The sequence below is a fragment of the Acetomicrobium flavidum genome, assembly GCF_900129645.1.
Lineage (GTDB): Bacteria > Synergistota > Synergistia > Synergistales > Acetomicrobiaceae > Acetomicrobium > Acetomicrobium flavidum.
This window is the reverse complement of record NZ_FSQZ01000001.1, coordinates 680,864-694,249: the sequence shown is the minus strand read 5'-3', so window position 1 is coordinate 694,249 and position 13,386 is coordinate 680,864. Positions and strand designations below refer to the sequence as shown.

Annotated in this window: 10 protein-coding genes; 9 read left to right on the top strand and 1 reads right to left on the bottom strand. The window is 50.3% G+C overall.

The features are described from left to right. The first annotated feature begins 19 nt into the window (after positions 1–19). From grdB to ald, 6 genes are all read left to right on the top strand, one after another. Positions 20–1,327 (top strand): glycine reductase complex selenoprotein B, encoded by a 1,308-nt coding sequence (gene grdB / locus BUQ78_RS03525; protein ID WP_084532189.1) that lies wholly within the window; start codon positions 20–22, stop codon positions 1,325–1,327. A gap of 100 nt (positions 1,328–1,427) precedes the next feature. Beyond that, positions 1,428–2,978: a glycine/sarcosine/betaine reductase complex component C subunit beta gene (grdC, locus tag BUQ78_RS03520; protein ID WP_014806296.1), complete on the top strand. Its 1,551-nt coding sequence runs from the start codon at positions 1,428–1,430 to the stop codon at positions 2,976–2,978. A gap of 28 nt (positions 2,979–3,006) precedes the next feature. Further along, positions 3,007–4,155, top strand: coding sequence for a glycine/sarcosine/betaine reductase complex component C subunit alpha (grdD, locus tag BUQ78_RS03515; RefSeq protein ID WP_074200155.1), 1,149 nt, complete (start codon positions 3,007–3,009; stop codon positions 4,153–4,155). Positions 4,156–4,462: 307 nt separating this feature from the next. Then, positions 4,463–5,839 (top strand): alanine/glycine:cation symporter family protein, encoded by a 1,377-nt coding sequence (locus BUQ78_RS03510; protein ID WP_074199289.1) that lies wholly within the window; start codon positions 4,463–4,465, stop codon positions 5,837–5,839. Between the two features lie 66 nt (positions 5,840–5,905). Further along, complete coding sequence (gene alr / locus BUQ78_RS03505; protein ID WP_074199288.1) at positions 5,906–7,036, top strand: alanine racemase; 1,131 nt, start codon at positions 5,906–5,908, stop codon at positions 7,034–7,036. 72 nt (positions 7,037–7,108) lie between these two features. Then, a complete protein-coding gene (ald, locus tag BUQ78_RS03500) occupies positions 7,109–8,230 on the top strand; it encodes an alanine dehydrogenase (RefSeq protein ID WP_014806300.1) in 1,122 nt (373 codons plus the stop codon). Positions 8,231–8,342: 112 nt separating this feature from the next. Here the strand turns inward: ald and BUQ78_RS03495 are convergent, their stop codons facing one another. Then, positions 8,343–9,833: a DEAD/DEAH box helicase gene (locus BUQ78_RS03495; RefSeq protein WP_074199287.1), complete on the bottom strand. Its 1,491-nt coding sequence runs from the start codon at positions 9,831–9,833 to the stop codon at positions 8,343–8,345. Between the two features lie 264 nt (positions 9,834–10,097). Between BUQ78_RS03495 and BUQ78_RS03490 the strand changes: the two genes are divergently transcribed. The 3 genes from BUQ78_RS03490 to BUQ78_RS03480 are packed head-to-tail and all read left to right on the top strand — an operon-like array spanning position 10,098 to position 13,380. Continuing rightward, positions 10,098–12,053 carry a transketolase gene (locus BUQ78_RS03490; protein ID WP_074199286.1) on the top strand — a complete coding sequence of 652 codons (1,956 nt, stop codon included), beginning with the start codon at positions 10,098–10,100 and terminating at the stop codon, positions 12,051–12,053. A gap of 5 nt (positions 12,054–12,058) precedes the next feature. Beyond that, positions 12,059–12,850, top strand: a complete 792-nt coding sequence (locus BUQ78_RS03485) for a tRNA (adenine-N1)-methyltransferase (protein ID WP_074199285.1) — start codon at positions 12,059–12,061, stop codon at positions 12,848–12,850. After that, positions 12,847–13,380 carry an epoxyqueuosine reductase QueH gene (locus BUQ78_RS03480; RefSeq protein ID WP_074199284.1) on the top strand — a complete coding sequence of 178 codons (534 nt, stop codon included), beginning with the start codon at positions 12,847–12,849 and terminating at the stop codon, positions 13,378–13,380. Before BUQ78_RS03485 ends, BUQ78_RS03480 begins: the two co-directional genes overlap by 4 nt. The last annotated feature ends 6 nt before the right edge of the window (positions 13,381–13,386 follow it).

Below are 13,386 nucleotides of genomic sequence, written 5' to 3'. Positions count from 1 at the left end.
GAGATGGGGGGATGATTGAATGGCGTACAAGGTAGTTCATTACATAAACCAATTTTTTGCCGGCATAGGCGGCGAGGAAAGGGCAGACTATCCCCCGGAGGTTCGCGAAGGGATTGTGGGGCCCGGTCAGGCCCTGCAGGCTGCCTTGGGCGGAGAGGCCACCATCGTCGCTACGGTAATTTGTGGGGACGGCTATTTCGCCGAGCATATGGATGAAGCCATAGAAAAAATTATAGATTTCATAAAGGGATATCGGCCCGATGCCTTTGTTGCCGGACCCGCTTTCAACGCTGGTCGTTACGGTATGGCATGCGGTGCCATATGCGATGCGGTGAGCAAGAGGTTGAACATTCCTGTCGTCACTGCCATGTACCCGGAAAATCCGGCAGTCGAAATCTACAGGAAGGGCTTATATATAGTCGAGACGGCCGATAGCGCGAGAGGCATGCGCGATGCCATACCCAGGATGGCAAAGTTGCTTCTCAAGCAATTGAAGGGTGAGCCCATAGGCCGACCCAAGGAAGATGGCTATATCGAACGGGGCATCCGTTTCAACATCTTCCGCGATAAGCTTGGGGCAGAAAGAGCTGTCGACATGCTAGTGAAAAAGCTTAAAGGTGAGGAATTCGTCACCGAGTATCCCATGCCGTCCTTTGACCGCGTTCCGCCGGCTCCGGCCATAAAGGACATGAAGAAGGCTAAGATCGCTTTGGTCACCTCTGGCGGAATAGTACCCAAGGGTAACCCCGACAGGATAGAGGCTTCGAGCGCTACTAAGTTTGGAGAGTACAGCCTAGAGGGGCTGGATGATCTCACTCCTCAGACGCACGAGACGGCCCACGGCGGTTATGATCCGACCTACGCAAATGAGGACCCCGACAGGGTATTGCCCCTTGATGTCGCCAGGCAGCTTGAGCGCGAAGGTGCCTTTGGATCTTTGCACGATAAATACTACGCAACGGTTGGCAATGGCACTCCTGTGGCATACGCCAAGAAGTTTGGCGAGGAGATCGCCAAGAGATTGAAGGCGGCCAACGTCGATGGAGTGATACTCACCTCCACCTGAGGAACCTGTACTCGTTGCGGTGCAACGATCGTAAAAGAGCTGGAAAGGGCAGGCCTGCCCACCGTTCATGTGTGCACAATAGTTCCCATATCGCAGACCGTCGGAGCAAATAGGATAGTTCCCGCTATTGCCATACCTCACCCCCTGGGAGATCCAACGAAATCCCTGGAAGAGGAAAGGGCGATAAGGCGTCGTTTGCTCATGAAGGCTTTGTCTGCCTTGCAGACTGACATAAGCGAGCAGACGGTCTTTACCGATTGATGGGTTGGACGTTGCAGTAACAAAAGGGCCAAAGAGTCTATCCTTTGGCCCTTTATTTGACTTAGAACGTTATTTCCTGATGAGGAGCGTGCATGATAACATGCAAAAGGTTGCTATAAGACAGTATGCTTATTGCCTGAATCACGTACCTGAGTTGTCCTATTACTATGGTAATACACCTTTCTGGGAAAGAAACAACAAAGGAGAGTCCGAGTATCTCTCCTCTTTGTCGAAGTTCATGCGCACCTACGATGACGCAATACGTTATGCTCCAAACCAGGCCTTCATTGGAGGTATTTCTTTAAAGGATCTGGAGGCTCATGAAACTCCATGGTACGAAAAGCCCTTAAAAGAGGCTTCGCGTTTCGGTAGGTTTGGGGAGATAATGCCTGAAGACGAATTTTTGGGCCTCATGGACATATGTGACGTCTTTGACATCATTTGGCTTGAAAGTTCTTTTTCCGGTAGGGCTCGAGAAAAACTTCAAGCTCATCCCTTGATGAACCAAAATATCTTGCAGAGACTTGAAAAAGGACATACCGCGGATGAAATCGAGCAGGAAATAAAAGATGGAAGCGCTTTGCCCATCTACTTTGATGGTCGCATTATAGGTTGTTGCAGGAAGGCGCACGAGTTCGATGAATGTTTGTCCTCATACGTATTGCTTGAAAATATCGCCTGCAAGGCAGGCGGTGTTTTGGCCTTGCTGCATTTGCTGAACAACGCAAAGATGAAGCCCGAAGAGGTCGATTTCATCATCGAATGTTCCGAGGAAGCGGCAGGAGATATGAACCAGCGGGGAGGAGGCAATTTCGCGAAATCAATTGGCGAGATAGTAGGTTGCGTCAATGCCAGCGGATGCGACGTAAGGGGTTTCTGTGCAGGCCCCGTATACGCCTTGATAAATGCCGCTGCACAAGTGGCTTCCGGCATAAGGAAAAACGTCGTCGTGTTGGCCGGCGGCGCAGTGCCAAAGCTTTACATGAATTCAAGGGACCATGTAAAAAAGGGCATGCCTGCCCTTGAAGATACATTGGGCAATTTCGCGATACTTCTTGCGCCGGAAGACGGCGTCTCCCCTGTCATGAGATTGGATGCCATAGGCAAGCACTCCGTAGGAGCCGGAGCGTCTCCGCAGGCCATAACCGAGGCCTTGGTCTACGAGCCCTTGAAAAGAGTGGGGCTAAATTTTCTTGACATAGACAAATATGCTGCAGAGCTCCAAAATCCCGAAATTACATTGCCTGCCGGTGCAGGAAATGTGCCTGAGGCTAATTTTAAGATGATAGCGGCCTTGGCCGTCATGAAAAAAGAGCTTGACAAGACAGGCATGAACGATTTTATAAGGCAGCGTGGAATGCCCGGATTTGCCCCTACTCAAGGACATATCCCTTCGGGAGTGCCCTTTATTGGACATGCATGTGAGGATATAAAGGAAGGCAAGATGAAGCGGGCAATGATCATAGGAAAGGGAAGCCTCTTTTTGGCTCGCCTGACCAATTTGTCCGATGGAGCTTCTTTCATCATTGAATTCCCCTCGTCCGTGGCCCAAAAAGAGGAAGGGCTAATCAGCAAGGACGAGATAAGGGATACCATTTTGGAGGTGCTAGCCGATCTTGCCGATACCCTAAAGGGCGCTGGCGCAAAGTGAAGTCAAGAGGTGAAATGAAGTGGATAAAATGGCGATGAAAAGATTAATCGGTGAAGCACTGGATGAGATAGTCATGTCCGCAAGAGGAAGGGGCGAACTTGTGCCCATTGGCCTAATGAGCAGCGGAAGCGAGCTGGGGCCTGAGGAGCTTGCATTGGCTGGAAAACTTGCGCAGGATGAATATCGTTTCATCAAGGTCGTGATGATAGGACCCCGCGTCAAAGGATTTGACGACCTGGAATGGATAGAGACCGATGATTGCGAAGCTGACATACAGAAGGCCATGGAAGATGCCTTGAAAAGTGGTCGAATAAAGGGTGCCGTCGCCCTTCATTATCCATTCCCCCTGGGGGTGGCAACGGTCGGCATGATACACACGCCGGCCAAGGGTAAACCCCTCATAATTTCGACCTCCACCGGTACGTCGTCGACAAACAGGGTTGAAGCCATGATATTAAACGCCATTTACGGCATAGCCGTTGCCAAGGCTAAGGGTATAAAAGATCCCACAGTCGGCATCTTAAACGTCGACGGCGCACAGCTCGTTTACAGGTCTCTTAAAAAACTTGCCGAGCAGGGTTATGGCATCACCTTTGGAAGCAGCGTCAGGCAGGACGGCGGTCCCATACTTAGAGGAAACGACCTGATCTATGGTGCCGTCGACGTGTGCGTTACGGATACCCTGACCGGCAACGTCCTGGTCAAGGTCTTTGGCGCCTACAATACGGGCGGAAATTACGAGTCCCTTGGTTGGGGGTACGGGCCTTCCGTGGGCGAGGACTGGCCTTACGTCATCTCCATAATATCTCGTGCCTCTGGAGCTTGCGTCATTGCAAATGCGATTCGTTTTACGGCTGAGGTCGTCACTGCGGGCTTGCCCTCCCTTGTAAAAAGGGAATTGAATATGGCAAAAATGGCCGGCCTCGAAGGGGTATTGGGTGAGTTGCACGACAGGCAGGAAGAAAAGCGATCGCCAGTTGAACAGCCAAAGCCGGAACCTACGGACGAGGAAATCCACGGCATCGATGTTTTGACCATAGAGGATGCCGTCAAGCTGCTTTGGGCTCACGGCATCTATGCCGAATCCGCCATGGGTTGTACGGGTCCTGTTATTAAAGTTCCCTCTCGCCTTTCAACCCAAGCCATAGAAGTCCTGAAAAAAGAGGGCTATCTGTAAGTTTATACGCTAAATATAAACTGTGCTTTATACACAAAAGGAGCGACCTTTTAAAGTTGCTCCTTTTGTTGTTTTTAAACCTATAGTATAATATTTGCAACTTGATGAATTTTGTGATGTTAGAAACTTATCTCAATTGTGATTATATTTCGATGGCATATCAGCGAAGTTATTTTACATTTCAATTAGAGATCGGGAGTAAGAGCAGGGTGTTTTATTTTAAGGGAGGTGATATTTTCCACAAAAACGGGCAAGAGGCGCTATGTCTTCATGTCTTGGTTAGAGCGATAGCAAAGGAGGGGAAAATATGGAGGCAATTTTGAAGCTTAACAGTTTCATCAATAGCATCGTATGGGGCCCATGGATGTGTGCCTTTCTTGTTGGCACGGGAGTCTATTTGACGTTTTTATTAGGATTTCCTCAAATAAGATACTTCGCTCTTTCGTTTAAATATGCCTTATCCAAAAGTGCTCGTAAGGGCCAGGGAGCAGAGGGTACCATTTCGCCCTTTGCAGCGCTGGCCACCGCTCTTGCTTCCACCGTTGGCTCCGGAAATATTGCAGGTGTTGCCACCGCCATTCACCTTGGCGGACCCGGAGCCATGTTTTGGATGTGGGTATCAGCTGTCTTTGGCATGGCCACCAAGATGGTGGAGGTCACGCTTGCCACGCGGTTTAGGGAAAAAGACGAACTTGGAAACTGGCGTGGCGGCACCATGTACGTCTTAAAGGCAGCAACCGGTCAAAAATGGTTGGCCTGGCTTTTTGCCCTCTTTGCCGGGTTGGCCTCCTTCGGCATAGGCAATATGGCCCAGGCCAACTCCGCGGCTGGCGCTGTAAATCTTGGCTTTAATGTACCTCCATTGTATACAGCTATAGCCCTTGCCGTGGTAACGGGGCTTGTGATAATAGGCGGATTAAAGAGCATAGCCAATGTGACTACAATATTGATACCGTTAATGTGTCTTTTCTATATCATCGGTGGTGTTGTTTTGTTTGCAACTCACATTGCACAGATGCCAGCGGCCTTTAAGGCCGTATTTTATTATGCCTTCCATGATCCTATGGCCCTCCCGGGTGCAATAGCGGGGTGGTCGGTAAGGCAGGCATTGATCAAAGGTGTTGCAAGGGGCATCTTCTCCAACGAAGCCGGGCTAGGTTCAGCTCCAATGGTGCATTGCACTGCTATAACTGATCATCCGGTAAGGCAGGGGACGATGGGCATCTTCGAGGTTTTTTTGGACACGATAGTGATTTGCACAATAACGGGGATGAGCATAATTGCTACCGGAACGCTTACGGGATACCCGGAGCTTTCAGGTGCGCAGCTGACGTTAACTGCATTTAAAACTTTATGGGGAGAAACTGGCATAATATTTTTAGCAATTTCTTTGGCACTTTTTGCCTATTCCACCGTCCTCGGATGGTATTGGTACGGCGAGACTGGCATGACTTACGTGTTTGGCCTTAAGGTTATCCCGGTGTATAAGTTCCTTTGGATCGTCTGTATAATTTTAGGCGGTTGGGGCGGAAGCCAGTTCCTTCACAATATTTGGGATCTGGCCGATACGTTAAACGGCCTGATGGCCATACCCAACCTCATAGCTTTGTGGTGGGTGTCTGGCGAAGTGCGTCGCTTGGTCAGGGACTTCGATGCCAAGAGGTCGCGTGGAGAACTGGTGTAAGTTGTAAGATCAGAAGAAAGGGAGGCATACGCCTCCCTTTCTTCGTTGATATTGGGGGTGTTTTGATTGAATTTGAGGCCGACGAGATACGAGGTGAACCTCACAAATTTGCAACATAACTTCAATTGCGTGAGAAGTTTTGTAGGCCCCAATGTCCAAGTGATGTCGGTCGTCAAGGCAAACGGATACGGGATGGGGATAGTTCGAATCGCGAGGGCACTGGCGGAAGCGGGATGTCAACGATTTGCCGTTGCAACCCCCGATGAGGCCATTGCCTTGAGGGAAGCGGGGATCAGTGAACCGTTGCTCGTCCTTGGGCCTTCCCCTTGCGAGGCTGCCGAATGCTATGTAAGACACGACATAGCGGCAGCCCTAACCGACATGGCCTTTGCCCATGCAGCTAGTCAGGCGGCTCAAAGACAAGCCAAGGTGGCGCGCCTTCATTTGAAGATCGACTCCGGCATGGGAAGGATTGGCTTTTTGCCCGAGGAGTTGCCAGGGGTGCTACCCGAACTTAAAGGCTTGCCGGGACTTGACGTGGAAGGAGCTTTTACCCACTTTGCTACGGCTGATGAAATAAATCTGGAGTACACCCATTGGCAATTTAAGAGATATATGAAGGCTTTGGACATACTGGATGAGTTCGGGGTCAAGGTTAGGTTGCGACATGTCTGCAATAGCCCCGCGACGCTTAACGTTCCAAAGTATCACTTGGATGCCGTGAGACCTGGATTGATACTCTACGGTATGTGGCCGTCCGAACATTGCAATAAGCCCTTCGATCTCAAGCCCGTCTTTCAGGTCAAGACGGAGGTGGCTGCATTGAGGACGCTTCCCCTTGGAAGCGGCGTGGGTTACGGGCTGCGCTACATGACGAGGGGCGAAGAGAGGATAGCCATACTTCCCATAGGGTACCATGACGGTTATCCCAGGACTCTTTCCATGAGGGCCTCCGTCTTGATAAAGGGCGTGCGTGCCCCCATCGTTGGAAACATATGCATGGATCAAACTATGGTAAACGTCACCCACATCCCGAACGTTAAAGTGGGTGACGAAGTCGTGCTCATAGGTGCCCAGGGTAAGGAGCGCATAACGCCTGAGGAGATAGCCGGCTTGCTTGGCACGATTAATTACGAGGTGCCCAATTTATTTACTCCCCGAGTCCCACGTGTATATTTGCAAGAAAATATAGTATAATGACAATTAAAGTGCTAGTTTTAATTATCTCAATTAGTTTTTAAACCATCTCAATCAAAGGGGGCTTTTTAGATGAGGATAGGATGTCCGAAAGAGGTAAAGGACAACGAGTTCAGGGTGGGGCTCATCCCTGCAGCCGTTAAGGCCTACGTTGATGCCGGTCATGAGGTAGTGGTGGAGAAAGGCGCTGGCGTTGGCTCCAACATTACTGATGAGGAATACAAAGCAGCAGGAGCCAAGATCCTCGACTCTGCCAAAGAGGTTTGGGCAACATCCGACATGATCGTAAAGGTAAAAGAACCCCTTCCCCAAGAGTACGACCTGATGCGCGAAAATCAAATCATCTATACTTATTTTCATTTCGCAGCAGATGAGGAGCTCACCAAAGCGTGTCTTGAAAAGAAGATAATAGCAATAGCCTACGAGACCGTTCAGGAAGCTGACGGTTCGCTTCCCTTGCTGAAGCCCATGAGCACCATCGCCGGGCGAATGGCCTGCCTTATGGGGGCTTACTACTTGGGCAAACCCCATGGCGGCATGGGACTGCTTCCCACGGGCGTTCCGGGAGTGGCTCCCGCCAATATATTGGTAATCGGGGGCGGCAGTGTCGGAAGCAACGCAGCCAGGGTTGGAGCAGGATTGGGCGCCAGGGTAACCATACTCGACGTCAACCCCAATGCTCTAGAGCGTCTGGCTCAAACAATGCCTTCCAATGTCTTTCCCGTGTTCAGCGACAGCCATACCCTGGAAGCCGGCTTGCGGGAAGCCGATATAGTCGTTGGAGCCGTGTTAATACCCGGAGCTAAGGCGCCAAAGCTCGTTAAAAGAGAGCATCTTAAGATGATGAAGCCTGGTTCTGTAATTGTAGATGTGGCAATAGACCAGGGCGGCTGCACTGAAACATCCAAGCCTACGACCCATTCTGACCCCGTATATATAGTCGACGGCGTGGTCCATTATTGCGTGGCCAATATGCCCGGAGCTTATGCGAGGACTGCCACATATGCCTTGAACAACAGCACCATACTATATGGCCTACAGCTGGTAAAGAAGGGCGTAGAGCGCGCAGTGAAGGAAAATCCTGCTTTGCTGAAGGGCTTGAACATGTACAAGGGGATAATCACGTTTAAACCGGTCGCCGAGGCCTTTGGCATGATGGATCACTATAAACCGGCAGAAGAGGTCATTAGGTAGGCAGCAAACCCATGCTACGTTAGAATAAAGCCATATAAATAGCGGAAGCTTGCAAGCTTCCGCTATTTATATTTCAAAAGGAGCTATGCTCGCTAAAGAAGTCTCGATCTGCCTAGCTGTATCTTCGTTTTTTTCCTAAATTTTGAGGTTCGGCCAGGATCAAATCCGAACTGCGTATTTTTCGGCGTGGTTTTATCTTTTTATCTCTTGAAATTGAATGCATGTCTTTCTTGCCTTTGGCCCACGAGGAGTCCTTTCTCTTCAGGGGCTCTCGCTTTAGCTCTCGCTTTAATTCCTCCTCCAGGTCGTAGCCGCCCGCGCTATCTGCGTTCGTTCTTTTAAGCAACTTTGCGACCAATGTTGCTGGGTCGCTTTTTTCGAGCAGTTCCCCTGCCCATGTCAGCACATCTTCGTCAACCACATCGGTGCCAAGGAGGTCCTTTTCGTATTCGATCTTCCTTTTTTTGTTAATGTCATTGCGGTTTGGCACGATAAGCCATTTGGCCTTTATTTTAGTTTTGCCAATCATTTGTTTAATGTGCCGCGTTTCTTGGGGAGTAAGGACCAAGACATCCTTGCCATGAGCACCCGCCCTTCCGGTGCGCCCGCTGCGGTGTATGAAGGTCTCGAGATCGTCTGGCAGGCCGTACTGAACGACGTAATCAACCCCCGGCACGTCAAGGCCCCTTGCTGCCACGTTCGTCGCTACCAGGAGGGATGTTTGTCCGGATTTAAATGCCCCCAGGGAAGCGCTTCTTTCTCTCTGCGTCATGTCCCCATTTAGGCATAATGCCTTAAAGCCCTTTGCAGAAAGCTTTTTTGCAATTTCCATTGTCTCCGCCTTCGTGCGACAGAAGATGAGGCCCTTGGTCGGACTTTCCCACAAAAGCACATTGACCAGCCCCTCAAAGGCAAACCTTTGGGGGACCGTGTAGATTTCATGCTCTATATCGGAATGCTGGTTTTCGTCTTCGACGAGGTCAATGCAAAGTGGCTCATTGAGGTATTTCTTGGAAATTGTCATTACCTCTTCGGGCATGGTGGCGGAGAAAAGCCACGTCCTCTTTTTCTTGGGAAGCGCTTGAAGAATGGCTTCGAGTTCCTCTTTAAAGCCCATGTCCAGCATGCGATCCCCTTCGTCAAGTATGATGCTGTGTATGCCTTCTGGTTTAAGCGTGCCTTGGCGCAAGTGATCCAACGTCCTGCCGGGAGTGCCGATGACTATCGATGCGCCCTTTCTTAGCTCTCGAATTTGCTTGGCCATGTCCATTCCGCCCACCAGGCTGGCCGTGGAGATGTCCTGATTTTGCCCCAACCAACATGCTTCCGCATTAGTTTGTAGGGCTAATTCCCTGGTGGGAGAAAGTATCAGTACCTTAGGGCTACCGCTATCGAGGTTTCCTTCGTTGTAGATGGGAAGCAGAAAGGCAAGCGTCTTTCCGGAACCCGTCTTTGCCCTTACTATCACGTCTCTCTTGAAGCTGTCGAGGTTCAGCATCTCCCTTTGAACGGGAGTCGGTGAAGCAAATCCCTTAGCCTCGATGGCATCAAGCAATCTCTCGCTCAATCCGTACTTTTTAAATCCGTTAACATTGATGCTCATTAAACTTTACAATACCTACCTTCCGCGTTGTCTAAGGATGCTTTTTATTTCAGCAAACTCATCAATTATCCAGGAAAAAAATGTAATGTCAAGTTTTTGGTCGCAATTTCTGTGTCTAGGCTTATAAAGAGGTTGCGTCGCTCATCGGTTGCTGGTATAAGGTATGCGTCTGAGCCTGTAAATGTGCTTGAGATATTATTAAGTTGTTCTTTCAACATAAGTTGTGCGAAGAGATAAAACTTTCTCATATCTGGAGGTAATGACATGAATGATTCAATAGACAGCAGCTTGCTTCTTTCGCTTAGCCATTTTCCGAAGGATAATCTGGATGAAAGGGAAATTGCCGCCTTTCGCAGCGCTGCCCAAAGATGCCGCGGTTGGATACTTACCATGACCACGGCGGCAAACAGCGGACATCCGGCCGGCTCTATGTCAAGCATAGAGATGTATTTGATGAGTTACGCTGTAAGCGATGTCCGAAGGGATAATGTAGAAAGCATAGAGAGAGACTTCATAGTGATCAGCCACGGACATACGGCACCGGCGGCGTATTCGACCTTGGCCTATTTGGGTTTTTTTGATCCATCCATGCTTTTGGGCAATTTTAGAAGGACGGGGAGCCCCTTCCAGGGACATGTGGAACGATCGGTTTGGGGCATTGACTGGGCAAGTGGAAATCTTGGACAAGGCCTTGCTGCTGGAGTAGGTTACGCTTTGGCTCAAAGAAAACGCCAGAGCGACGGGCATGTCTTTGTGCTCATGGGAGACGGCGAACAGACAAAAGGCCAAGTGGCCGAGGCTCGCAGGATTGCGTTCAAAGAAGCGCTGAATAACATTACGGCTTTGATCGACTTCAACCGCATTCAGATAAGCGGCAAAGTACATGAAGTCATGCCTGCAAACTACAAGAAGCTTTGGGAAGCTGATGGCTGGCAGGTGTATGAATGCGATGGGCACGATCCTGCCGATATGTATTCCGTCATGAAGAAAGCGTATGAAGACGAGAAACCAAGCGTCGTATTTTGTAATACCGTAATGGGAAAGGGTGTCTCCTTCATGGAAAACATCCCTGACTATCACGGTAAAGCCCTCTCAAAGGAAGAGTACCTTAAGGCCATGGCAGAACTTGGAGAAGATCCCTCCCTTTTGGAAGAAGCCTTAGCGGCAAGGAAAGGACCGTTGCCAAAGGGTAGAACCGTTAATCCTCGAACACCAAAGATATATACGGGCTTGCCCTTCTCTTACCCTCCTGATGCCAAGGTGGACAATAGAACCGCCTTCGGCAAGGCATTGGCCGATATCGGAAGGCTGAATCGCGAAAGAAGCTCCACCCCTATTTTAGTCTTCGATTGCGATTTGGCTTCGTCGGTGAAGGTGGACGAGTTTGCTAAGGAATGTCCCGAATGGTTCGTGGAGGCAGGCATTCAAGAACACGCCACTGCCACCGTTGCCGGCGCTGCTTCCTGCGGTGGAGCGATGAGCGTCTGGGCCGATTTTGGCGTATTTGGACTAACAGAAGTATATAACCAGCAGCGTTTAAACGACATAAATAGGACCAACTTAAAACTTTTCCTTACTCATGTGGGCTTGGATGTGGGGGAAGACGGGATGACTCACCAATGCATAGATTACGTGGGGTTGCTTCGCAACCTTTTCGGTTGGAAGCTGATCGTCCCGGCCGATCCCAATCAGACCGACAGGGTAACGAGGTGGGCATTGCAGCAGGAGGGAAACATATGTGTGGCCATGGGAAGGAGTCGCCTTCCCGTCTTAACCAGAAAGGATGGTCTGACCCCATTTTACGCCGATGATTACGCCTTCAATTATGGAAAAATTGACATAGTCAGGCATGGTCATGACATGTCGATATTTGCTATGGGGCATATGGTCCATCGAGCCTTGAAGGTCGGGGAAATACTTGCAAAAAGGGGCATTTCCTTGTGCGTCTACAGCGTTTCTTGCCCATTGGCCCTGGAAGAAGACGTTTTGGTCGAAGCCGCCAAAAGGGGCCCCATCTTTACCTACGAGGATCACAACGTCAATAGCGGGTTAGGCCGCGAGATTACCTCAAAGCTTCAGGCCTTGAACTTAAGCGCAAAGGTGAGGTCCTTCGGAGTTTCGCGTTACGGAGATTCCGGCTCCTCCGACGAGGTCTTTGAGGCCATGGGATTGGCCCCCGAAGAAGTGGCCGAAGCTGTCTGCTGCTCGTTGCGGAAGTGACGTCCATGCTTGAAGCGGGAACGCTGGTAACGCTTTGTTCTGCCTCCAAAAAGGACAGATTTTTGGTTACCCTGGAGGATGGCGGCAAACTTGAGACGCGCCTCGGAATTATTTTACATGACCAGATCATGAGCGCAGGTTATGGCGGAAAAGTCTTGTCGCACAACGGAAGCGCCTTTTATGTGACAAAACCGACCCTGGAGGAATATCTGCGAAAGATCAAGCGAAGAACTCAGATAGTCTTCCCAAAGGAGGCCGGCTATATATTGCTTCAACTTGACATAAGGCCCGGTGCCAGGGTGTTAGAATGCGGCACCGGTTCGGGCGGCATGACCACGGTGTTTGCCAGCTTTGTGGGAGATGAGGGTCGTGTTTATTCATACGACGTTCGTGAGGAATTTATAGAACTGGCCAGGCGAAATTGCCGTAAGTGGAGGGTGGAACAGAGGGTAAGCTTCAAAGTCAGGCACATATCGGAGGGATTCGATGAAAGGGAAGTCGATGCCGTGTTCCTTGACCTTCCGGACCCCTGGAATTACCTGCCTCAAGTCAGAGACGCCCTCGCCTTGGGCAGGCGGATGGGGGCTTTGCTTCCAACGTTCAACCAGATCGAGAGATTCCTTCGCTCCCTGGAGGAAAATGCCTTTGTAGACGTTGAAGTAGTCGAGATATTGCACAGGGCTTTGAAGTCTGACCCCGATAGGTTAAGGCCCGAGGACAGGATGATAGGCCACACGGGTTATCTTATATTTGCCACGCCCATCCTATATTCGAACCGTGGAGATGGGGCGATATGAGGGTTTTGTTGCATATTTGCTGTGCACCAGATGGGACGGTGCCCCTTGAAAGCCTAAAGCTTGAGGGTAACGTTGTAACTTGCTTCTTTTATGGCATCAATATTCACCCGAAGGAGGAATACGACAAGCGGCTTGAGGCCGCTAAGAAGCTGGCGGCCAACTTTGGCGTTTCGCTTCTGACCCTGCCTTACGGCCCGGGGCAGTGGCTAAATGCGACAAAGGCTTTGGCCGACGAGCCGGAGGGTGGAAGCAGATGCGTGCTATGTTACCGTCTGCAGATGGAGGCAGCGGTAAGGTATGCCGTTGCGTTAAATTACGATGCCTGCGCTACCAGCCTTACCATCAGCCCCCATAAAGACCCAGATTTGATCAATGCCATAGGGCTAGGCCTGGCAAACAGGGCTTGCCTCGCCTGGATTGGAAGGGTTTGGAGAAAAGGCGGAGGATTTGCAAGATCCGTGGCCAAGAGCAAGGAGCTTGGGCTTTACAGACAGCGATATTGTGGCTGCGTTTACAGCATCAGGAGGTGAAGGCAA